Origin of the sequence: Anaerococcus lactolyticus S7-1-13 (assembly GCF_000758765.1) — a bacterium.
In the GTDB taxonomy this organism is placed as follows: domain Bacteria; phylum Bacillota; class Clostridia; order Tissierellales; family Peptoniphilaceae; genus Anaerococcus; species Anaerococcus lactolyticus.
Window position 1 is genome coordinate 25,810 of record NZ_JRMW01000025.1, and the last position, 22,952, is coordinate 48,761.

Annotated in this window: 24 protein-coding genes and 1 pseudogene; 5 read left to right on the plus strand and 20 right to left on the minus strand. The window is 32.4% G+C overall.

What is annotated here, in order from left to right; genetic code table 11:
• Nucleotides 1-2: 2 nt before the first annotated feature.
• The 15 genes from HMPREF1630_RS02600 to HMPREF1630_RS02675 form a co-directional block, all read right to left on the minus strand.
• Nucleotides 3-1,082 carry a hypothetical protein gene (locus HMPREF1630_RS02600; RefSeq protein WP_037326800.1) on the minus strand — a complete coding sequence of 360 codons (1,080 nt, stop codon included), beginning with the start codon at nucleotides 1,080-1,082 and terminating at the stop codon, nucleotides 3-5.
• A gap of 129 nt (nucleotides 1,083-1,211) precedes the next feature.
• Nucleotides 1,212-1,646 (minus strand): hypothetical protein, encoded by a 435-nt coding sequence (locus HMPREF1630_RS02605; RefSeq protein ID WP_037326802.1) that lies wholly within the window; start codon nucleotides 1,644-1,646, stop codon nucleotides 1,212-1,214.
• Nucleotides 1,647-1,658: 12 nt separating this feature from the next.
• Nucleotides 1,659-1,964 (minus strand): hypothetical protein, encoded by a 306-nt coding sequence (locus HMPREF1630_RS02610; RefSeq protein ID WP_037326805.1) that lies wholly within the window; start codon nucleotides 1,962-1,964, stop codon nucleotides 1,659-1,661.
• Between the two features lie 2 nt (nucleotides 1,965-1,966).
• Nucleotides 1,967-2,203, minus strand: coding sequence for a hypothetical protein (locus tag HMPREF1630_RS02615; protein WP_037326808.1), 237 nt, complete (start codon nucleotides 2,201-2,203; stop codon nucleotides 1,967-1,969).
• 192 nt (nucleotides 2,204-2,395) lie between these two features.
• Entirely contained in the window at nucleotides 2,396-2,869 is a 474-nt protein-coding gene (locus HMPREF1630_RS02620) for a hypothetical protein (RefSeq protein WP_037326811.1), read from the minus strand.
• 961 nt (nucleotides 2,870-3,830) lie between these two features.
• Nucleotides 3,831-4,307 carry a hypothetical protein gene (locus tag HMPREF1630_RS02630; protein ID WP_004828148.1) on the minus strand — a complete coding sequence of 159 codons (477 nt, stop codon included), beginning with the start codon at nucleotides 4,305-4,307 and terminating at the stop codon, nucleotides 3,831-3,833.
• The gene (locus HMPREF1630_RS02635; protein ID WP_004828146.1) at nucleotides 4,297-4,920 is read right to left on the minus strand and encodes an ABC transporter ATP-binding protein; all 624 of its coding nucleotides are present in this window, start codon (nucleotides 4,918-4,920) and stop codon (nucleotides 4,297-4,299) included. Before HMPREF1630_RS02635 ends, HMPREF1630_RS02630 begins: the two co-directional genes overlap by 11 nt.
• Complete coding sequence (locus HMPREF1630_RS02640) at nucleotides 4,917-6,863, minus strand: hypothetical protein (RefSeq protein WP_037326818.1); 1,947 nt, start codon at nucleotides 6,861-6,863, stop codon at nucleotides 4,917-4,919. The genes HMPREF1630_RS02635 and HMPREF1630_RS02640 overlap by 4 nt, the downstream gene beginning before the upstream one ends.
• Before the next feature lie 207 nt (nucleotides 6,864-7,070).
• Nucleotides 7,071-8,171 (minus strand): hypothetical protein, encoded by a 1,101-nt coding sequence (locus HMPREF1630_RS02645; protein ID WP_004828140.1) that lies wholly within the window; start codon nucleotides 8,169-8,171, stop codon nucleotides 7,071-7,073.
• Nucleotides 8,172-8,297: 126 nt separating this feature from the next.
• Nucleotides 8,298-9,656, minus strand: coding sequence for a M56 family metallopeptidase (locus tag HMPREF1630_RS02650; protein WP_004828138.1), 1,359 nt, complete (start codon nucleotides 9,654-9,656; stop codon nucleotides 8,298-8,300).
• Nucleotides 9,637-10,053 (minus strand): BlaI/MecI/CopY family transcriptional regulator, encoded by a 417-nt coding sequence (locus HMPREF1630_RS02655; protein WP_004828137.1) that lies wholly within the window; start codon nucleotides 10,051-10,053, stop codon nucleotides 9,637-9,639. The genes HMPREF1630_RS02650 and HMPREF1630_RS02655 overlap by 20 nt, the downstream gene beginning before the upstream one ends.
• 415 nt (nucleotides 10,054-10,468) lie before the next feature.
• Entirely contained in the window at nucleotides 10,469-10,885 is a 417-nt protein-coding gene (locus HMPREF1630_RS02660; protein ID WP_231549503.1) for a DUF4829 domain-containing protein, read from the minus strand.
• Nucleotides 10,886-11,124: 239 nt separating this feature from the next.
• The gene (gene htpG, locus HMPREF1630_RS02665) at nucleotides 11,125-12,972 is read right to left on the minus strand and encodes a molecular chaperone HtpG (RefSeq protein ID WP_037326822.1); all 1,848 of its coding nucleotides are present in this window, start codon (nucleotides 12,970-12,972) and stop codon (nucleotides 11,125-11,127) included.
• Nucleotides 12,973-13,063: 91 nt separating this feature from the next.
• Nucleotides 13,064-13,714, minus strand: a complete 651-nt coding sequence (trhA, locus tag HMPREF1630_RS02670) for a PAQR family membrane homeostasis protein TrhA (protein ID WP_004828132.1) — start codon at nucleotides 13,712-13,714, stop codon at nucleotides 13,064-13,066.
• Nucleotides 13,701-14,033, minus strand: coding sequence for a hypothetical protein (locus HMPREF1630_RS02675; RefSeq protein ID WP_037326823.1), 333 nt, complete (start codon nucleotides 14,031-14,033; stop codon nucleotides 13,701-13,703). Before HMPREF1630_RS02675 ends, trhA begins: the two co-directional genes overlap by 14 nt.
• A gap of 82 nt (nucleotides 14,034-14,115) precedes the next feature.
• Between HMPREF1630_RS02675 and HMPREF1630_RS02680 the strand changes: the two genes are divergently transcribed.
• Nucleotides 14,116-14,331: a DUF1858 domain-containing protein gene (locus HMPREF1630_RS02680; RefSeq protein WP_004828128.1), complete on the plus strand. Its 216-nt coding sequence runs from the start codon at nucleotides 14,116-14,118 to the stop codon at nucleotides 14,329-14,331.
• A 40-nt stretch (nucleotides 14,332-14,371) separates the two neighbouring features.
• On the opposite strand, the gene HMPREF1630_RS02685 is transcribed toward HMPREF1630_RS02680, so the two are convergent.
• The 3 genes from HMPREF1630_RS02685 to HMPREF1630_RS02695 are packed head-to-tail and all read right to left on the minus strand — an operon-like array spanning nucleotide 14,372 to nucleotide 17,837.
• Nucleotides 14,372-14,887 carry an NUDIX hydrolase gene (locus tag HMPREF1630_RS02685; RefSeq protein ID WP_037326824.1) on the minus strand — a complete coding sequence of 172 codons (516 nt, stop codon included), beginning with the start codon at nucleotides 14,885-14,887 and terminating at the stop codon, nucleotides 14,372-14,374.
• A gap of 46 nt (nucleotides 14,888-14,933) precedes the next feature.
• Entirely contained in the window at nucleotides 14,934-16,580 is a 1,647-nt protein-coding gene (locus HMPREF1630_RS02690; RefSeq protein ID WP_004828124.1) for a putative manganese-dependent inorganic diphosphatase, read from the minus strand.
• Nucleotides 16,581-16,589: 9 nt separating this feature from the next.
• Nucleotides 16,590-17,837 carry a hemolysin family protein gene (locus HMPREF1630_RS02695; protein WP_004828121.1) on the minus strand — a complete coding sequence of 416 codons (1,248 nt, stop codon included), beginning with the start codon at nucleotides 17,835-17,837 and terminating at the stop codon, nucleotides 16,590-16,592.
• Between the two features lie 135 nt (nucleotides 17,838-17,972).
• Here HMPREF1630_RS02695 and HMPREF1630_RS02700 point away from each other — a divergent pair, with 135 nt between their 5' ends.
• From HMPREF1630_RS02700 to HMPREF1630_RS02715, 4 genes are all read left to right on the plus strand, one after another.
• Nucleotides 17,973-19,277, plus strand: coding sequence for an NCS2 family permease (locus tag HMPREF1630_RS02700; RefSeq protein ID WP_004828120.1), 1,305 nt, complete (start codon nucleotides 17,973-17,975; stop codon nucleotides 19,275-19,277).
• A gap of 328 nt (nucleotides 19,278-19,605) precedes the next feature.
• Nucleotides 19,606-20,115: a tryptophan transporter gene (locus HMPREF1630_RS02705; protein ID WP_037326825.1), complete on the plus strand. Its 510-nt coding sequence runs from the start codon at nucleotides 19,606-19,608 to the stop codon at nucleotides 20,113-20,115.
• Between the two features lie 126 nt (nucleotides 20,116-20,241).
• Entirely contained in the window at nucleotides 20,242-20,667 is a 426-nt protein-coding gene (locus HMPREF1630_RS02710) for an ArsR/SmtB family transcription factor (RefSeq protein ID WP_037326827.1), read from the plus strand.
• Between the two features lie 301 nt (nucleotides 20,668-20,968).
• The gene (locus HMPREF1630_RS02715; protein ID WP_037326829.1) at nucleotides 20,969-22,213 is read left to right on the plus strand and encodes an MFS transporter; all 1,245 of its coding nucleotides are present in this window, start codon (nucleotides 20,969-20,971) and stop codon (nucleotides 22,211-22,213) included.
• Between the two features lie 372 nt (nucleotides 22,214-22,585).
• Here the strand turns inward: HMPREF1630_RS02715 and HMPREF1630_RS09755 are convergent, their stop codons facing one another.
• Complete coding sequence (locus HMPREF1630_RS09755) at nucleotides 22,586-22,765, minus strand: IS3 family transposase (protein ID WP_081931854.1); 180 nt, start codon at nucleotides 22,763-22,765, stop codon at nucleotides 22,586-22,588.
• 22 nt (nucleotides 22,766-22,787) lie between these two features.
• Nucleotides 22,788-22,865 (minus strand): annotated as a pseudogene (locus tag HMPREF1630_RS09760) (hypothetical protein); the annotation flags it as partial.
• Between the last annotated feature and the right edge of the window lie 87 nt (nucleotides 22,866-22,952).

Consider the following 22,952-nt stretch of genomic DNA (forward strand, 5'->3'; position numbering starts at 1 on the left):
CCCTACTTAACAGGATAAAAAATTATATTGTCATAATTTTTATTTCTAATTAAGATCGGTGTTTCAAGGCTTTCTCCACTATTAAGATTGTATTTCGTAATATTTCCGAGGTTAATTTTTCCTTTTTCCTTTGTTGGATTTTCAGTTCTTGAATAAACATATAGGTTTTCATCATCTATAATGTAACTTTCCACATATTTGTCATTTGAAAGAGAATATAGATTGGTTAATTCATTATTAGAACTTATCTTGCAAATCTTATTATCAAATATGCCGTAAAGGTCTTCTTTAAATGCGAAAATACCGTTAATTAAATCATCAAATTCTAACTCATTGATTTTTTTCAAAATATTTTTATCAAGCACATCTATTTTTCTTGCCTCGTTATCCATATTAGCAGACTGACAATATATCTTATCCTCTATAATCACACCTTTCTCATATCGACTATCTTTAGATATTATATTCTCATTTATTTCACCATTGCTACAGTCATAAGAGATTATCTTGCTGGACCAGAGATCTTTATCCACTTGTAAGAAAGAACCCACTATATAAATTTTATCACCAGAAAATATCGCATCTGATGCATAAATATCTAAAATCTTTTTCTCTTTCACATTTCCTTCTATATCCTGAATTACCAACAAATTCTGGTAAGTATTATCAGCAAGGTTGCCATTCATTATGGCTATAACATTTTCTCCATCTGATGTAAGAGCAGTTACCCCCGAATAATTCGGATTATCTAGCAAGGAAAACTCTTTTACCTTCCCATCCTTATCAATAATTAGGTTGTTGTTCGCCCTATGCCCACTTGCTAAAAATTCCTTATCTTTGTAGGCAAATAATGTTACATCTTGGATTTTCAATCTTTCTTCACTAGTAATTTCCCCATCAATATCAAGTCCAGTAAGACCTCCGGATTTTTTCAACATATCTGAATTAACTATATAATAAGCCGTTTCTTTGTTTGAAAACTTTTCCTTTTTAGTCATATAGAAAAAAACTCCTATTATTGCGGCAATTAGAACTATAATAACAAAGGTTTTCTTCGTATTGATTCTATTTTCTTTTTTCATCTCTTGCACCATCCTGCATTGTTTTCGTATCTTTTAATATCAAAATATTTCCTTATTTAAAGTTCTTCTTATTATAATAATTATATCACGAAAATTTGCTTTATAGGATGTTTTCTTGAATTCGTATAATCAATTTCCATTTTTTATTATATTTTTAATTTTCTCAGTAACATCACTTTCTATAATGTATGTCCTAACTATTTTGCCATTTTCATAAGATTCTATATAAGTATTATCATTTTCTGTATAAATCAACAACTTAGTTTTACCATCACTTACAAATTTAATAAATTTCATTGGTTCTATCTTTAACCAATTATCTTTTTTTAACTCTTTAATATCATTTGCAATCAAAAAATCAGACAGGTCTTTTTTTATTTCTTTTGTAAACTTTACTTTTTTATAAGCATCTCCTTCACAAAACTCTATTTCATAATAATTTTCCGGTAAAATTTCCCTTGTTTTTTTATGGCTCTTGTCATTATTAAAGTATAAAAATATAATAATAACAGCAATAAAAGATATTATAGATATAAGTAAAACATTCTTTTTATTTGTAACCATTTAATTTCTCCTCTAATTCCATATCCTCGATAGTAGAGCCAAGTCTTTATCCGATTTATTCATTTTATCAAGATTTTTCTTTAAGATTTCAATATTCTTTTCAGTCGTGTCTAGTGTCGCTTCATATCCTGGATTTAGGTTTTCATTAATATAATTAATAACTACTTCATATCCATCTGGCTCATAAGAAGCCTTGCCATTTTTACTCTTATAATACTCATAATCATCAACCAAATAATCCATTTTATTTAATAAGCTAGAACTTGCCTTTTTAGCGATTTCTTTACTAGAAAGCTCAGGATAAATGTCTTTAAACATATTTATGCATCTATATAATCCTGGGTGTATAGTTTAACTTCATCGCTACTTAAGCCAGGTTTTAACTCTAACAAATCTTTATGAAAGCTTCCAATATTATATTCTTTACCAAAATATTCAAACTCCTTATATCTATCCTTGTGTATTTCCGAGTCGATCTTTGATGTTGATGGAAATAAATTTCTCATTGTTGCTGCTATTATCAACATAATTATTAAGAAAACAACCTTCTTTTTCATAATTTTATTCCCCCTCCACATACAAAAATAGTTTAACACACTATATTTTTGAAACTTAAATTTAATTATCTCTAAAGTCCGGTATTTATATTTCCATTCTTATAACTCATTTCATTTAATAGTTGTAATATTAAACTGATGATTACAACAGGTAAACTATCATAAAACATAACTTTTAAATTACTTATATTATTAGTCTCTTTTACTTGCTCCGTAAGCAACTGATGCTGCTGTAAGGATTCCCGCTACCCCAGCTACTCCAGCGATACCAGTTTTAGCGTTTTTGCCTGCTTTCCTTGCTGGTTTCTTAGCTTCTTCCTGGTTATCTTCTTGTGCTTTTCTGTCGACAATATCAACTTTTGAACCTTCATTAGCACTGAACACTTTTAAAAGTTCACTTGGAAAATAGTTCACGGCTCGTTGTGCCTCTTTAGGAAGAGAATTATACCAGCTTAACCATTCTATATCCTTATCCGACAATCTAATTGATTGTAATTTCTCATAGTTTACACTCAATTGTTCCTCTTTACTTAACCCATTAAACCAATCTTGCACTTCTTTAGGGATGACTTCTGAGTTATTATTTGCTGATGAAGCAAATACATTTGTTGCCATCGCTGTCAACAACATCACCATAGCTATTAATAGAGTAAATCTTTTTTTCATTTCTTATCTCCTCATATAATTTTGTTTAACCTTAATATATTTGACATTAAAATCAAATATAATCAATTTTTCCAACTGTTGTTTCTAACTATATTATATAATATAGCATCTAAACTAATCGCTATTCTTATACCTCTGAGGATTACTATAGTTCATAAAGTTCACCCCAATTTCATTTATTTGATGTACACATCTTAACACGCAGTTACCAACTACAATTTAAACTCCTAAAAGTTTACTTTTAATCTAAGTCAAATATTTTATATATACAAACACCTAAATCGTTTACTATATCGTTAGCAGTTTTTTAGCTCGGAATTGTTTTTCCTGTTTCTATTCTATTTATGATTGTCCTTTAGTAGCTAAGATTTCATCATTTAATTTCGACAAACTTGAAATCAAATTGCAAATCAACAATGCAAGCATACACACAAACCCATATTAAGCATTTGCATTCCTATTAGAATAGGTAGAATAATACAAACAATGTCTATAACAACTAATATAACTAAAAATTTAAACCTTATTTTATCTGAAGATCTAAGCAATTTCAATATCGAAAGTAACAACAAACTCATCGTTATAATGATAACAATTAAAGGAAAATGTAATCCATATCCAAATATTGTTGCTGATAGAAAATTATATTTTCTAATTATTATTTCTCCACTTCCTGTTCGAAAAGTCACCCATACATAGTTTCCAACAATGCCTAATATTAATGTTAATATTAAACAAATTATTGAGACAGATGGTTTAACTAATAACTTTCTCAACATCTTATAAAGCCTCCTCACATAATTTTATTTGGCCTCAATATCTTAGATATTGAAATCAAATTTAATCTATGTTTCCCACTGTTAAAGCCTCCAAACTCTCTAACAATTATCTATTGCAAGGTTTAATGCAGAAACTTCAACAATGCTGCACCTGCTGCAGTAGTAGCTTCACCCGCTGTCTCTTATTTAGATTCTATTTCGTCTAACAAGACCGTCATATACTCTTTTAATTTACCCTCTTTCTTTTCTAACAACTTCAAAGCTATTTCTTCTTCAGGTTCATCAAGAGTACTTTTATCTGCTAGATATCTAAATTGATCATCTACATAAAATGAGTAACTGGTATTATTCTCCTTATTGTATAGTGTTACACCGATTTCAGATTCTTTTTTCATTAGTGTTTTAGGCCAAAAAATTATTTGAACATCTTCTTCATAGTCGCTTATGGCATAGTTCCCAGTAAAGCTTGGATATTGGGGAGGATGATAAGAGATAATATACTCCTCAAATTCTTTATAGTAATTTTTAACACCCAGTTCATAACCGCTTGCTTTTGGGAACTTTGAGTAATTTATATACCACAAGAGATGAAATACCAAAACTATAATTAAGATAGCTGAAATAAATTTAGATAAAACTTTTCTATCTTTACATTTCATTGAGATTCACCCTTTTCTCTACTTTACTCTTTAGATATTCGTCGTGTGTTACAATGATAATTGTCTTTCCAATATCATTTAACTGCTTTAAAATCTCAAATATCTTTTCCGCATTTTTTCTATCTAGAGACCCAGTCGGCTCGTCTGCAAGTATGTATTTGCATTCTTTTAAATACAACCTAGCCATAGCGACCCTCTGTTGTTCACCACCTGATAAAGTATATACCTTACTGTTTTTTTTATCATCTAGACCTACCATTTTTAATGCAGAATCTATACTTACATCCGTACGATCTTCTTTTCTTATAAGCTTTAGATTTTCTTCCACTGTTTTGCTTTCTACTAACACGAAATTCTGAAAGATAAACCCAAGTTTTTTCCTGAATAAATCGAGTTTATCCTTTTTAGTTTCAATTGGTTTTCCTTCAAATAGGATTTCTCCTTCTTGATATGGCTCTAGTTGACCGATCATATTTAATAAGGTAGTTTTCCCTGTCCCACTATCTCCAGAGATACAAAGGAAATCCCCATCATTAATTATTAAATTGAAGTTTTTGAACAGTACATGTTCATCAAAGTTCTTACATAAATTCTTTATCTGTATCACTTTCATTGACCTCCTTTTATTATATGAGCAAGAAGTATCTCTTCTTTACTCTTTACTTGAATCATAGTATAGATTATTTCCAGTGTTATCAATACTATCGCAAGAATCATAAACACTTTAAAGTTAAAGACAGATAGATGTATATAAATAAGACAACTGATCAATAAGCTGATAAGTACAGTCAATGCTTGAGTTAATAAAAATATTTTGTTTTTTTCAAAAATGCTATAGCCAAGAATTGTCTTTAATACAAATTCTTTACGACGCAAAAAGTACTTCATTCTTATTATAAAAGCTAAAATCAAAAAGTTTAAGCCTAAAAATAGCAGGTTCATAAATAATAACATTGTCGTATTACGTCGTATATTATTCAACTCAAATGTAAATACATCATATATGTTTGTTCGTTTTGCTATTTGATTTTCTAGCTGAAACTTCTCAATTAGTTCTTCATATTCTTGACCACTTATATCATAGGGTGTTGAATAGGCATAATAGAGCCTAGCATCCGCATTGCTGATTGAAATCCCCATGTTTCTTGTTTCTAAAATTACTAAAGGAGACTCTAATAGAACACTTCGGAGCAAACTGTTGGTATCATTGATTGCTATAATTTCTATCTTGTCCTTATATTGTACGTAATCAATTTTACTATTGGACGGATAGTATAGCTCTAGAACTCTTTCTATCTCCTCCTTTGTATCATCAGATAATTCAGATTGGTAAAAAACAGCCAAGTCTGTTCCTTCTTTTAAGTCATGGAGAGGTAGATGTATCTCTTGCTCCTCTAATGCTTTTTTGTTTACTAATATGGATTCCAGCCCACCTAAATTTCTTGAAAAATTAAACATCAACATTGAACGTTCATAATATTTGTCGTTTAAGTATTTATGAATAAGGGCTGTATCGTCGGTATTATCAATATCTTTCCCCAAGGAATTATCAATTCGGTAATTTAATTGATAGTAGGAATATTCTTTATGATTTTCAAAAAAAGGTTTCTGCTTAGCATAGTCTAATCCGTTTTTTATAATCAATCCATTGCTGTACATTAACTGTATTAAAATCAATAGGACAATAACTCGAACTCCGTATGAAATCTTTACTACAGTATTATTGTTTTCTGCACGAATCCCAGTTTTTTCAATTTTATTTGCTGTTCTTATATAGAGTATTAAGGCCAGCAATAACTGTAAACTATATGCAACAGCTAAATAGTATCTTATGTATTCTAAGTAATAGAATCTCTTTATAAAAAGGTATAAGATAGCTGTAATCATACCCAAAATTAGCTGTTCTTTGAAAAATAATTTCAAATTGCTTTTTACAATATCCACACCTTGTATAAGCTTTATATAGTTTTCTTTTTTGCTAATTTGTAGTTCGAATGTAGTTATCAAAATGAGGACAAGATAAACAATTGACAGCACGAGAAGAGTTGTGTTTCTCAATGTATTGGATTTTCCATAGTACTTTGGGAATCCTCCCCCGTATTGATCGATAAGTTCTTTTTTAAACTCTCTTGTTTGGGTTAAATCTTCGACATCATTGGTGAAGAACAATACTTTTAAGGAATCTACATTCTCTAGTTCCTTCCAGTCATGGAATATAACCTCTGCTTCACCTGCTACTAGGCTATTATAAGCACCTTGTTTATTAAATGTTTTTTGAAGTTTTTTAAGCCCAATTTCATTACCATAGATATGGTACTCTTTTCGTTTTTCTTTTGGTAACTTGTTTTCTAAAGCAAAAATTCCTAAATTATATTTTTCTGCTATGTCTACGAAATCTTTTTTTGCAACACTTAAATCCTCTACTTGATTAACAGCAAAAGTACAGTTAATATAATCATTAGAAAAGCTATCTAAATTATAAACATATAATTCTCCTAAAATCAGAAAAGAAATTATGACGCATAAGCTATATACTATAATTTTTATTTTTCTCATGACATCGCTCCCCTTTTATTTTAATCCTTTAAACAAACAATTATTATTACAATTACACTTAGCATTAAGAAAGAATATATATCTAAACTAAATTTCATTATAATAACCTCTTTGATCTACCTTATAATATGTCAACCTTACATAGATTTATCAACTCAAAGTTCAATATTCAATAAAAATTTCATGTCTGAAAATCATCCGTAAATTTTATTTATTATCAATACTAATAAAATCTACTTGTTCTCCCATCCATTCCCTACTTCCATCAAGTTTAATATCTATGTTTCTTATTAGTTTCATATCTTTTTTGTCATATTCTCTTATACAACCAACTTCCACATTATCAAAATCTTCTGATGTATAAAGAACGCTTAGAATATTTTCCTTATCAATAATTTTTCTTAAACCAAGTTTATTGTCTTCTATATCTTTTATTAAATCTGTATCTTCTATTTCTTTTTTATTAACTATTTCTAATTCACTGTTTAAGTCATATATATTTTTATTAGTAATAACTTTTAGATTGTCATTTACAAATACATACAATATATTTTCATTTTTAAATGTAATTTCCTTACTTTCATTAGTATTTGAATCAATCAAATACAAAAGTGATGAACTTCCAATATGTCCATAATCAACCACAGATTCGTTAAACTGGATCATTTGTTTGCCTGGGTCTATATAAGGTTTGTCAAAATTTATTATATTAGACGTCTTTTTTTCTTTATCAATTACAATTATCCTATATTTGGAGGATATTTCGTTATAGGCTTCTAGAAATATTTTTCCATCTACTTCGATTGCATCATCTAAATATTCCCATTTTAATAAAATCTCGTTTCTGACTTTTTCATTACTATAAGCTAAGCTAGTTATATAATAATCTGTATCTATTAGTCCGACATTTATTCCTTCAATCAGACCATCCTTACCCTTTTTGACAAACCATGTAGTTATATTAGGAGAATCAGCATATTCACTTTCTAAAGAGAATTTTTCAAAACCCTTGTCATCATAAATAAAATGCTCATTCGTTCTATACGAGTGCATATATATTTTATTGTCAAAATAATTTAGAGAATTTATACTTGCCCCTTTGTACTTTGCTTGTTCAATGATAGATCCATCCTTATCTATAAATATTAACTCAGCACGATTTTCCAGCATCCTTGATAAGGATAATACATATTCAATTTTATCTTTGTTTTCTGAAAATTTGAAATTACTTTTCTTACAAGAAGACAGTAATACTAATAGTATCGCTAATGATATTAATCTAATCAACTTATTTTTTCTTATAAACATATAATCCTCCGTAAGAGATTTATTTTGTAATAAATTATAATCTTAAAGCACTACATAAGACCTAAAATTTATCATAGGAAATATTTTAGACAATATTCTTAATATGTTTTTATCTTGATAAGCGTCTTATTTGCTCGCATAAGTATTTATACTTACTTCTCCCAATAATTTTTTATTATACTCATTAGAAACAGTGATAATATAAGCACTTCCCTTTTGGCCCTTAACTTTTAATATTGAGTCCGAAGCAAAATTTCCATTATAAATGATTTCCCCATCTTCTTCTATAAATACCTGATATTTAATTCCGCCTGAGCAAGACATATCTTTTAAATTTATGATAAAAGCTTCGTTCTTATCATCATTAATCTCAAACTCATAGGAGGTCTTTTCAAAACTTCCTAGCTTTATTTGTTCGTCAACATTTGCTAGTCCAGATTCTCTTACCGATAGCTTTCCTAATTCTAATTTCTGATATTCTTCATCACTTATTTTTTGCACCCTATCATCAATATTAACTTCAATACTTTTTACTTCTTCACCCTGTGCATCAACCCTATCTTGGCTAAGGTCTGTCACATTGGCAAAGGCTGGCAAAGAAAGAGTAAAGGCAAGGATAAAGGATATAAGTCCCAGAAGGGTTTTCTTCCATATTTTTATTATCTCCATTCTTTCTATGTTAGGATTTAATTTTAAATATAGGTTGTTTTCATAAAATTCTCTTTCCACAAGTTTTAGCATTGATGAGCAATAAGCTTTCCTATTTTTTCTTGTGTCGCCTAAGTTTTCTACCACTAGCTTATCGCAGTTTATTTCAATATCCTGGTCTAGGTATTTTAAGCTTAGCCACAAGAGTGGATTGAACCAATATAAGCAGGCTACAATGTTTATCATGTGGTTAAGTAGGATATGAAATTTCTTTATATGGGTTAGTTCATGGATTAAAACATGGTCTAGCAATTTTTCATCAGCTAGGATATGATCTTGTAGGATTATCTTGGGTCTTAAAATGCCAAAAGTAAGGGGTGTTTTTAAATTATTATTTACATAAATCTCTACTTTTCTTTTTAGTCCAAATTCACTTATTTTTTCCTCGCATAAAGTATTGTGGGTAAGGATAGACCTTTTCATAACTGTATGAAATTTATAAATTTTTATTCCCAAATAAGTAAAAATCAAAATCGAACCTATTAGTCGGTTTAGTTTAAAAAATATAGAGCCTATTTTATTTACTGACCAGCCTAGGGAATAATTAAAAAAATTTGTTATGGCAAGTAAAATCCTACTTCCCTTTACGCTTTCTATTCCGATTTCAAGTTCATAGGGACTTATTAAGTAGATTAATAAGACTATCCACAAGATAAGGCTTGCTGACCTAAAGGATTTTTTATTTAAGATTGGTCTAACCAGGAAAATTATAGCTAGTAAGAAAAAACTTTTGATAGATTTTTCGAGTATAAGAACACTAGTTAGACTTAGTGTCATTCTTTTCTTCCTCTTGGCATTCCTCTTCGTCAAAGCTTGCTATTAATTTTTTCATTTCTTCTATTTCTTCTTTTGTAACTTCTTCATTTTGTAAAAACGTTTTACACATATTTAAAAGTGATCCCTTAAAAAGTTTGTGAAAGGCTTCTTTTTGCTTGTTTAGTAGGGCATCTTCCCTTGATACAAGGACCCTAATTGTATATTTAGGATATCTCCTAGCTATGGCACCTTTTTCTACTAATCTTCCAAAAAATGTGTAGCAAGATGTTTTGCTTATATTGTGCCTTTCCATCAATATTTTTGATAAGGCTAGGGCTTGAATTTCTCCATTTTCGTCTAAGACATCGCCCTTCCACAATTCTTCCATTACTAGTAGTTCTCCATCTGAAAACTCCATAAAGTCTACCTCCTTTATATTTTCGTATTTTTTCTTATATTTATAACTCGTTGTATTTTCACTTCGAATATATCATAAGATGAAAAAATAGTCAAGAATTTTTGACTATTTTAAATTAACCAAATCTATAGCTTGCAAAGCTCTTATGATTTTATAATGGAATTTTTTTCATAGGTTTTACCTTTGACAAATTTTTCTCTAAAAGATTCAATCTCTTTCCTACTTGTTCTTCAAGGTCTTTCCCGTTTGGTATATACAAGGTGATTTTAATGCGAATATTTTTTTATAAATTTCCTAGGGCATATTTTGCTTAGACTCCGCCCTTATTTGTACATAAGATTATCTCTGTTGGTTCATTTGCTCACTTCTTAATTAAGCTTAATAAAAAGAAAGCTTTAGGCTTAGCTTTTACATTTTAATAACCTTGATCTTCTATTTTCCATTCTTTGTCTTTGTTTTTTCGAACTAAGATCCAGCTATAATTCTTGTATTCTCCCTTACTTAAGACAGGATTTTCCCCACTTATATCAAAATCTGAAAATAGTACAATAATATTATTTGGATCTATATCAGAGCCCTTGCCTTTTCCATATTCCATAAAATCTTTTATCGCATCTTCCGATTTATCTTCATCGTAGCAAAGTGATTTTAGTTTTGAGCCTGGGAATGAAAAATTATCCTTTACTACTTTAATTGCAGAATCTATTTCTTCATCGCTAAATTTTTTTGAATCACTTTTGTCGATTGTAATATCTCCATCTGCTTTTCCTTTGCATGCTGTTAATGAAAATAAAATCATTATAGCAATAAGAATCCTAAAACCACGTTTCATAATATTTCCTCCTTTGATTATAAAATACAATGTCCACATAACAATTTGTGGTGGCGAGGTTTACCACATACATAAAACTCTTGCCAAGTTCTAGCAAGATTTTTCAATATAGTCTATAAGTGCATTCATACAAGCACCTCTTTGACCTCTTAATTACTTTAATTATATCATAAAAAATAAACTTACACGATTTCTTAAAAAAAGGAAAGCACAGATATTCCGTACTTTCCTTTTTGATTTTACATTAACTTCCAAATATTTTTCGCATATGCCACAGGGTCTTCTATTTCTAGGCCTTCAATTAGCCTTGCTTGGTCTAAGAGTAGTCCTGCTATCATTTTTGCCTTGTCTTTGTCATCCTTAAAGGCTTTTTCTAAAAGATCGTAGGCCTTGGTTTTTGTGGAGATTTCTAGGACTTTTTCTGCCTTGATGCCGAAGGCGTTTGGTTGGTTTTTGAGGGTCTTTTCCATTTCGATTGAGACTTCGCCACGTTCTTTGATTAGGGATGGGACGTCTTCTAATTTGTCTGTGAAGGTCACATCTACCACGTCTTCTGGCATGGCTTCTTTAATAAAAGATATGATTTCACTATCTTCCTTATCTTTCTCATCTGACTCTTCTTCTGCTGTAATTGATTTGAATTTAAGCCCTTCGTATTCGCCTAGCATCTTGATTAAAAATTCATCTAAGGCCTTGTCTAATAAAAGAACGTCTTTATCTTCATCAACCATTTTAAGAGCTGGAGAAGACTTGATTTTTTCAAGGGATTCGCCTGTGCCGTAGTAGATAAATTCGGCTGTTGATGGAGCAGCTTCCTTGTATTCTTTAAGACTTATTAGCTTATCTTCCTTTCTAGAATAGAAGAGAAGTAGGTCTTGTAAATCTTCCTTGTTTGCCCCGTAGGATTCGTAAATGGAAACCTTGATAGAATCAGCAAATTCTTTGTAGAATTTTTCATAATCTTCCCTATTTTTCCCCATCATTTCCTTAAGGTGAGCGTTGATTTTTTTGTTTATCTGTTTTGAAATTACCCTTAGTTGCCTATTTTGTTGGAGGGTTTCCCTTGAAATGTTTAGGGTAAGATCATCTGATTCTACCACACCTTTTACAAAAGAATAGGCGTCGTCTAGGATTTCATCACAAGAGTCCATGATTTTTACTCCATGGGAGTAGAGCTCAAGACCGATTTGCCTGTCTTTTGAATAATAATCAAAAGGTGCCTTTTCTGGAATATATAAGAGTGCCCTAAATTCAACCAGGCCTTCCGCCTTGAAATGAACCCATGAAAGTGGCTTATCAAAGCCAAAGTGACTTTCTTGGTAGAAATTTATATAGTCTTCGTCTGTGAGGTTCTTTTTGTCTTCTTTCCAAATTGGTTTGTCAGAATTTAGGACGGTCATATCCCTGTAGTCTTCGTATTCTGGCTTATCTTCAGGTGAACCTTCCTTAATCCTAGTCTTGGTGATTTCCATCTGGATTGGATATCTGATATAGTTTGAATACTTTCGAATTAGACCTCTAATTGTATTTTGGTCTAGATATATATCATAATTTTCATCTTCTGTATTTTCCCTTAAGTATAAAATTACATCAGTTCCTGTGCTAGCCTTACTTGCTTCCTTGATAGTAAATCCGTCTGCATCCTCGCTTTCCCAGATGTGGGCCTTTTTAGAACCAGACTTTTTGGATAAAACTTCAATTTTTTCTGCAACCATAAAGGCAGAATAAAAACCAACACCAAATTGACCGATTAAGTCCTTAATGTCTGATGAATCGACAGACTTCCTAAAGGCTTCGGTTCCTGATTTGGCAATGGTGCCGAGGTTGTTTTGTAAATCTTCCTCGTCCATTCCTATACCTGTATCCCTGATTGTAAGAGTCCTTGCTTCCTTGTTTGGAATGATTTCTATAAAATAGTCTTCCTTGTTTGTTGTTTTATCAGACTTTAAATCTTCGTAATATAGCTTATCTAGGGCATCAGATGCATTTGAGATAAGCTCTCTTAAAAATATTTCCTTGTTTGTATAAATTGAGTGGATCATAAGATCCATTACTTTTTTGGCTTCAGCCTTAAATTCTTGTTTCATAACTAATCCTCCTTGAGAATTTTTGCCAAAATAAATTAGCAGTCTACATCTTCGACTGCTAATATTATACTTAAATTTACTTTTCTTTCAATTATCCCAAGTATTTTATGTTGCCATAAAGCATGACAAAGGCTGCTACCAGAATAAAAATATGCCAGATGGCGTGGTTATAAGGAATTTTTTTGATAGCATAAAAAACTGCACCTATTGTGTAAAATAAACCACCAAGGACCAAAAACAAAATGTAAGAAATCCCAATGTGCTTATAAATCTGATACAAAAGCAAAACTGAAATCCAGCCCATGGCCATGTAGATTATCATTGAGGCCTTGCCAATCTTATCTTCCTTGCCTGTAGCAAAGGCGATTATGTTCATAGAAATCCCTGTGATAGCCAATATCCAAATAATTACAAAAATTATTATGGAGAAGGTTGACTTTAGACCAATTAAGATAACCGGTGTGTATGATCCTGCGATTGTAAGGTAAATTACCCCATGATCGATTGCCCTAAAAATCGTGCGAGCTAGGGGATTTGTCATCGAATGATAGAGGCTTGATGCTAGAAACATCAAGGCAATGGCAATAAAATACATAAGCCATGCCAAAAAGTCAACTATTTTCCCATCCTTATAGGTTGAAATTACAAGTGGGAGGAAAAATATCAGACTCAACACAAATCCCAAAAGATGGGTGGCTATATTTAAAAATTCTTCAGACTTGGAGTACTTAATTATTTTCATTCCTAAGCTCCTTGATAAGTTTCACAATTTCCCTTTGGAGCCTTAACCTATTTTCTATATCACTTTCCTCTTGTTTATGAAGCCTATACTTGGTGATTGTTCCACAAATAAATAAGGCAAGTATAAATATTATTACAAGAGAGCCTACTTTTTGAGTATCGTCAAAGCCACAAAAACTGCCAATTATCATCCCTGCTATTGCTAAAATCAAAGGAACTGCAAAAAGTTTCAAAAAACTAACCTTATAACCTGCAAGGATTTTTTCCTCTAATATTTTTAATTCATTTTTCTTTTCTTCTAATAATTTTTCCTTTTCCATACTTCCTCCTATACCCTAGTATTTTACTTTGCTTATTTCCCCTTTGGTAGTAAAATGTTAGTAAGACAAAAAGGGGGTTAATATGACCGAAAATACACAAGACAAAAACAAAGTTACTATCACACGTGATATGATCATAGGCGATATAATCCAAGCTAAACCAGAAGCTATCAACATCCTCATGATGAGTGGTATGGGCTGCATAGCATGTCCAACAGCTCTTTATGAATCTCTTGAAGAAGCTTGCATGGTTCACGGCATGGACCCAGATTATTTGCTCGAACAACTAAACGACTAAGAAATTCATCCTGAACTTGAAAAATAAGTTCGGGATTTTTTTATACTACCATAAACCTCTCATCGTCATTAAGGTCAAAAAGCAAATCCAAAAAAGATTTTTTATATTTTACAAATTTGCCTTTAGCAAGTAAATCCAACACCTCAGCACGACTCGCAAAGCGAGCCGCCTTGACCTCTTCTTTTTGTAATTTAAGTTCATTAATTCCTATATTTTTCCTAAGAATATAAAAATCATCAAAACCCTGGGCGAAATTCGCTGTTAGAATCGGTCTAATAGACGAAAAATCAAAGTCTATTCCAAGTTCTTCATTTAGTTCTCGCCTTGCTCCCTCACAAGAATCTTCACCCATCTGACAAGCTCCTCCACATGAAATATCCCAAAGCCCACCCATCTTCTTATGGTCAGCCCTTTGTTGGATTAAAAGCTCTCCCTTGTCACTAAAAATTAGGATATGGATTATAAGCCTTAAGCCACCATGGGGAATTTCTTCATTTCTGGGATAGGTCTTGCCAGTTCTCCTCCTGTCCTTATCGTATATATCTAAAATTTCCATAAAATCTCCTAGGAAAAAAGCCTGCCAAAAATGGCAGACTCTATTATTACGCTTTTACAATTGCAGCTGTAAGCTTTGGTATTACTTGCTTTTTACGAGAAAGAACCCCATCTGCATTGATAGTTCCATTTGGAGTTAAATCGCCAAATTCCTCCTTGATTTCATCGTAATACTCGCCCACAACTAGAAGTTCACTTCTTTGGTTGAAAATATCTGTAAGGACAAGGACAAAGGTATCTTCGCCTCTTTCCTTAATCTTATCTGCCATTAACTTTTTAAGGTCATCCATAATTGGCACTAGCTCTTCAGGATTCATAGTGAAAACTTGACCTACTCTCACATTGGCATCGCCGATTGTAAAGGTCTTAATATCGCCCTCGATTAAATCCTTAGCAGACTTACCCTTTAGGGAAGTTCCTGCCCTAAACATCTTATCGGCAAATTCTTCCGGATTAATTCCTGCAATCTTGCTCATCCTGTCTAGGATTCTCCTATCAATGTCAGTTGTAGTTGGTGACCTAAATAAAAGGGTATCAGAAATAATTGCCGCACAAAGGATACCTGCAATTTCCCTTGATGGTCTAATACCTGATTCTAGATACATTTCGCTAATGATTGTGGCAGTTGATCCAACAGGTTCTGCCCTGAAAAATACTGGAGCAGTTGTAAGAATATTTGCCACCCTGTGGTGGTCGATAATCTCAACAATCTCTGCCTCGTCTATATCATCAATGGATTGGTTTCTCTCATTGTGGTCAACAAGGATTAGTTTTTTCTTGGTTGATGAAATTAAGTGGTACCTAGAAATAGAGCCTACAACTCTTTTTTTAGCATCAACAACTGGATAAGACCTAAACCTAGACTTAGCCATCATATCCTTTACAAGGTCAAGAGGATCATCAGTCTTAAAGTAAATCAAATTTTCAGTTGTCATTACCTGGCTAACTGGAATTGTAAGTGGCAAAAGCCTTGAAGTCATAAAGGAGTTAAATTCTGTTGAAATAACTGTAACCTTATTTTCCTTGGCAAGGTCCACCATATCTTCACCGAGGCTTGCCCCATTAGTAAGAATCAAAAGTGAAATTTTTTGCCTTAGCAGGTAGTCGTAATATTCAGTCCTGTTGCCTGCTATTACAATATCACCTTCAGCAAAAACATTGTCTAAGTTTTTTTCATCACCACCCATAGCAAAGACTGTCATCTTGCCAGGGAAGGTGGCCTTGTCATCATCTAGGCAAATAATTTTTGCAGCAAGCACGTCAACTATATTGTCAATAGAAGTATTTGAACGACCTAAAATCTCATCATCCCAAACATCCATATAGGACTTAGTAATATTTGAAAGTGAAGCAATACCAACTATCTCTCCCTTATTATCCACAACTGTAAGAGAATTTGTAGCACCCTTTTGGAAGGTGTCCCAAGCCTTTCTAATTGGGATAGAAGGGTCAATCATGGTTCCCTTATCAATAGCCAAATCTCCAACAGTAAGCTTCATAGATTCCTTGATTTCTGGAGGTTTTACCCCAAAATAATCAAGGACAAAACGACTTTCTTGGGAAAGTTTCCCTAGCCTGATTGGAATCGCATCGTATTCTCCCAACCTGTTTTTAAGGTCAGCATAGGCAATAGCTGACATAACTGAATCTGTGTCTGGCTTTTTGTGGCCTGTAATGTAAACTGTTTCTCTCATTTTTCCCCCTTAAGAAAATTCTACCTTGAGCATTTCGAGTTTGTACCTATTAATCTGGACTACACTTATTTTGATACCATCTTCCTCCACACTATCGCCTAGTTTTGGAATCCTGCCTAGCTTGTCAATCAAAAATCCTCCGATAGAATCATTTTTGATTTGCTCTAGATCGGTATCAAAATAATCATTAAAATCATTTATGTGGATAGATGGATTTACCAAATATTCCTTATCATTTATCTTAAGGACAGTTTCAAGATGGGTGTCATACTCATCTTCAATCTCTCCAACAAGTTCTTCTACAATATCTTCTATGGTTACAATTCCAGATGTACCACCATATTCATCAATAACTATGGCAAGGGATACATTTTCGCCCCTCATCTGCTTAAAAAGGTCAAAGATGTGCATATTATCGTAAACATAAAAGGCAGGCCTAACCATCTCTTCGATGTTTAGTTCCTTATCTTCTGCGATAAAAGCTACTATATCCTTCATATGTAAAATGCCTATGATATTATCAATAGACTTGCCATAAACTGGAATCCTTGAATGTTTGCAATTTTTTAGGAAATCTTTTAATTCCTTATCTTCCATATCAACTGCAATAGCCTCCATATTAGTCCTTGCAGTCATGATGTCTTCAACATCAGAATCCCCAAACTCAAAAACATTATTGATAATCTCTGACTCTTGGTCATTTATAACCCCTTGTTCTTCAGAAACATCCACAATTGTTTTTAGGTCTTCTTCTGTAACTATGTCCCCTTTTTGAGCATTTTCCCCAATAATAAGCCTGGTCAAAAAATTTGTGATGGCTTGGAGAAAAAACGACATAGGTTTTAAGATAAAATCAAAAAACTTAATCGGCTTTGCCACCCTAAGCGCAACCTTTTCTGATGCAGATGAAGCGATATTTTTAGGTGTCACCTCGCCAAAAATTAAAATAGTTAAGGTGAGGACAATGGTCGAAATTATGGCACCCTTAGCCCCAAAAAGATCTGTAAAAAATATAGTAGCAACAGTAGTCGTTGCGATATTTACTATGTTATTTCCGATCAAAATAGTAGTTAAGACCTTGCCAATATTGTCAGTTAGTTTTCTAACAAGGGAGGAATTTTCTACCCCGTTTTCTTCCATTTGTCTAATTTTAAACACATTTAAAGATGTAAGGGCAGTTTCCGATGAGGAAAAAAACGCACTGCCAACTACACCAAATATGATAACTATAAGTTCAATCCAATTCGTATGACTCATTTTTCCTTCTTTCTAATAACTCTTCTTAGTCTTATACTTATTATAGCGATTTTTCTATCAAAAATAAAGCATTTTAATGATAAATCCAAATTAAAACATATAATGAATCTGTATCATAAATAAAAGGAGGCAAATATGGCAGAAGTTTCATTTTTAGAAAAAACTTTCAAGCTAAACAAACATGGTACTAATGTTAAGACAGAAATAATGGCAGGTGTAACTACCTTTATGACAATGAGTTATATCCTTGCAGTAAATCCAGGCATCCTAAGCGAAGCTGGTATGGATTACGGTGCAGTATTTTCAGCAACCGTCATCGCAAGTGTTGTAGCCATGGTCCTAATGGCCTTCTACGCCAACCTACCTTTCGGTCTTTCTGCTGGTATGGGGCTTAATGCTTTCTTCACCTATACAGTAGTCGGTCAAATGGGTCATTCTTGGCAATTCGCCCTCACCGCAGTATTTTTAGAAGGAATTATTTTCATGTTACTATCTTTAGTGGGAGTCAGAGAAGCGATTTTTAATTCAATTCCAACCACCCTAAAGAAAGCAGTTTCAGTCGGTATAGGCTTATTTATAGCAGAGATTGGTCTATTAAATGCCAAAATCGTTGTTAAGGCAGAGCCAGCCCTCGCTCTTGGAAACCTAAAGAGTCTTGAGGCCTTTATATTTTTCTTTGCCCTAGTAATAATGATCGTATTAACAGCTAAAAAGGTAAAGGGTGCCCTACTTTGGGGAATCTTGGTATCTACCGTTCTTTCCCTAATCCTAGGTGTTACACATTTACCAGACACAAACATCGTTAGCCTTCCACCATCAATCGCTCCAGTAGCCTTTAAATTAGACTTTTCTAATATTTTCTCTTTGGAGATGTTTTCGGTATTATTCTCATTCTTATTTGTAGATATTTTTGATACCCTAGGCACTCTTACAGGAGTAGCTACAAAAGCAAAAATGCTAGATGAAAATGGCAACCTACCTGAAGCAAGCAAGGCCCTAATGAGCGATGCTGTCGGCACAACTGTTGGCGCCCTACTTGGTACATCTACAATCACAACCTTCGTAGAAAGTTCATCAGGTGTTGCAGAAGGTGGTAGAACAGGCCTAACAGCCCTTGCAACAGCAGGATGCTTCGTAATAGCAGCATTCTTCTTCCCAGTATTTTCAATAATTCCACCAGCAGCCACATCAGCAGCCCTAGTAACAGTAGGACTCTTCATGCTATCAACTGTTGTGGAAATCAATTTTGAAGATATCACAGAAGCCTTCCCAGCCTTCATGACAATCCTCATGATGCCACTATCTTATTCTATAGCAGAAGGAATCGCCTTTGGTATGATGAGCTTTGCAGCCATCAAACTTTTAACAGGCAAGGGCAAGGAAGTAAGCTGGGTAATTTATGTTTTAGCAATTATTTTCTTTGTAAGATACCTTATTTAAAAAATTTACTTGACAAAGTGTTAATGTTGTAATAAGATAAAGCTAACATAAATCGTAGATAGAATTAGTAGCAAATAATTAAGCCAACAGAAAGTTAATGGTTGATGAGAATTGCAGGGTACAATTATTTGTGAATGGATCTATCAGATCAAAGGTGAAATTAAAGTAGCCGGCGGGTGGTTCTCACCTTACAGGGATAGGATATGAAAGTATCTAAAGAGGTCTATTTGTGGTAGACAAATGAGGATGGCACCGTGGGCACTAGCTCGCTCCTATTATAGGAGCGAGCTTTTTTTATTAGAGCCAATAGAAAAGAAAGGAAAAATTTATGCAAACAAACAAAGTACAAACAAGAAACTTAACAGTATCAGCAATTTTTATGGCCCTAGGACTTGTCCTCCACTTGATGGTGCCAGGAGTATTTTTTGGAGTCAAACCAGACTTCCTACTATCAATGATGTTTATCTCCCTCATGATAGTAGGAGATGCCAAAGAAGCCGTATTAATAGGTGTGGCAGGTGGTATCATGAGTGCCCTCACAACAGGTTTTCCAGGTGGTCAAATCCCAAACTTTATAGAAAAAATCATAACAAGCCTAGTTGTATTTTACATAATCAAAGCCATGGATAAAAATTTCACTATACCAAAAATAATCCTAATCTTTGCCCTAGGCACTATGGTTTCAGGTACCCTATTCTTATCAATAGCCCTAACCATGACCAGGCAACTAAACCTCTTTATCCCATCTTACCCAGCAGTCCTAGTAGCCATGGCCATAAACGCCATCCTTGGAATCTTCCTCTACCAAGCGACAAGAAGGATGAGTCTTTTAAGATAAAAAGAAATCTTCATAGTTGTTAACAAAAAGATTTATCGTGTTTTATTTATTTAACGATAAAATTTATTTGACAGGATAGAATTTCTGTGTTATACTCTATTTAGTAAGATTAATGGAGGTGAAATCATGAAAGAAGTCCATATCTTAAATACACTTGAGGAAGTAAATATTGTAAGTGATCCGATAAGGCTTAAAATAATTATGACTCTTGGAACAAGTCCAAAAACTGCCCAAGACCTCTCCCACGCCCTTGGTGTAAGCCGTTCAAAAATCCACTACCACCTAAAAATTTTGGAACAAAATGGGATTATAGAAGTCGTGGATACAGAGCTAATAAATGGAATTACTCAAAAATATTTCCTACCAGTAGCCAAGGCTTTTATACCAAATAGTGAAATATTTAATAAGAATATGGAAGAAAAACAATTCACTTTCAAAATTCCGAAAAAATCTTATGAGTCTTTTGAAAAAGAATTAAATGAACTCATAAAAAAATATGAGAAGGAAGAAAATTCCGAAAACTTCCAAGTACAAATCTATAAATTATCTTAAAACCAGTAAGCAGAAGCTTGCTGGTTAAAAAAGAAATAACAGTCAATAAAAACTTAACGTAAAAAAATATTATTCTTGTAAAGACGATTAAATTATAATTTCCTTTATAGTTTAAAATTTTAGTGAACTATAATTTACAAAATCAATTTACTATTTAATAAAAAAATATTGCAGAAGATAAGAGATCAGCGAAACTAAGCTTATGCAGATTTATAAACCTTATTAAAACCAGTAGGAAAATACTTACTGGTTAAAAAATTCAACACATGTCAATAAAAACTAAACGTTAAATATAAGGAGCATGTTAAAAATGATTAATAACAAAGATTTCTATGTCCTGCTACTAGGGCGACTAATTACAAATTTTGGTGATAGCCTCTATGCTATTGCCTCTACCCTCTTGGTTTACCAGATGAGTGGGTCTACTGTATATTCAGGTATAACCCTATTTCTAACCTCATCAACAGCCATTGTTCAATTACTTCTAAGTCCAATCTTGGATAAGATTAATATGAAGAAGTTTTTGATTCTTTCCCAACTTATCCAAGCAATTTTAATATTAATTATTCCAGCCTTGTATTATTTTGAAATCCTAAATGTCTACCATATTATGGTTCTAATGCCAATAATTTCCTTGATTAACCAGCTGGTATATCCTGGACAAATTTCTCTTTTACCTAAGATTCTTTCAGAAGAAGAACTTGTAACAGGAAATTCTTTGATGACTATGGCTTATCAAGGATCAAATGCAATATTTGATACCTTGGCAGGTTTTATTATATCTATATTTGGCTTTATGACAGCTTTTTATGCTGATAGCGTAAGTTTTATATTGACTGGACTTTTGTTTTGTCTTTTATCAAAAAAGCCTAGTCATTACAATGAAAGAGACACTAAAGTAGAGGGTTCTATAATAAAAAATCACTTTAAGGGTCTTAAAGAAGGCCTTGACTTATTTAAGGATTCTAGAATTTTTGCCCTTGTCCTTGGAGTTGTTTTTATAAATTTCTCTGCCACATCTATAAGTGCAGTTTTACCTGCATTTTCCAAAGATGAGATTTTTTACAGCCTAATGCTTGCAGGAATGGGTGGAGGAGTTCTTTTAGGATCTTTGTTCGCAGGTCTTCCAAAACTAAAAAATGTTTCATTAGGAAAACTCTATGTTTATGGAATGCTTGTCGTATCCCTAGCTTGGATATCTGTTTCCTACTTTGCTTCAAATATTAAAATTGCAGTTGCCTTATATGCCCTTGGTTGGTTTGTTGTAGGAATAGTTAATGTTTATGCCCAAACTATGGTTCAGATGATTGTACCAAGCGAAAAAATCGGTTCTGCCATGGGAGCTATGGTTGGTATTTCAACCTTTATGGCGCCACTTGGAGCCTTACTAGGCGGATACTTAGGAGAATATTTATCAAGTCCAAAAGCAATACTAATAGCAAGTGTAATAATTCTTCTAGTTGCTATTTACTGGGCTTTAAACAAAAATATTAGAAAACTTCCTGCTGTAAGTAATTTTCACGAGGTGTTTGATGTTGAGAAATAATAAATTTGAAATTACCTACAATGACGTGAAAAAATGCATGCTAAATTTCTGTTTGACTTATATAACAAAATAGGAGGTAGATATGTAACATATAATTATAATCGTGAAATAGAAAATATATAAAATTAATGAATATGCAAAATTCGAAAGGAGACATTATAATGCGTGGTACAATAATAGCCTTAATAGTATTTTTAATAGCTATAGTTCTAATAGTAGCTAATTTCAAGAAAATATTAAGATGGATCAAGCAGTTGATACAATGAATAGATATGACTCTATCTAATCAAAATTATATAAAATATAAAGGTGATAAGCAGAATAGTTAGGTGACCCGACAAAGTTGGACCTAGTACCAGAGTTAGAACTAAACTAGCTCTGGTATTTCTTTGTCCTTTCCTCGTTGTAATATTTTATGAAATCTTCTATTGTTTGTTTTAAGTGCTCGTATGAATAGAATTTATGTCCGTAATATATTTCTTGTTTTAATATTTCATAGCATAGTATTTCACTATTGTACATATTTAAGTATTGGTTTAGATAGATTTTCATGAATAACTTTTTTCTTGAAGTTTTATTTTTGAACTAATCTTTGTACTTTCTTTTTGTTTATTATTAGTCCTGATCTTTTTAACATTGATGTTATTCTTCTGTAGCCATAGTTTCAATTATCTTTTTTTATCTTAAGTATTTTCTTTTCTATTTCTATATATTTTTTTAGTCTATTTAATGGTTTTTG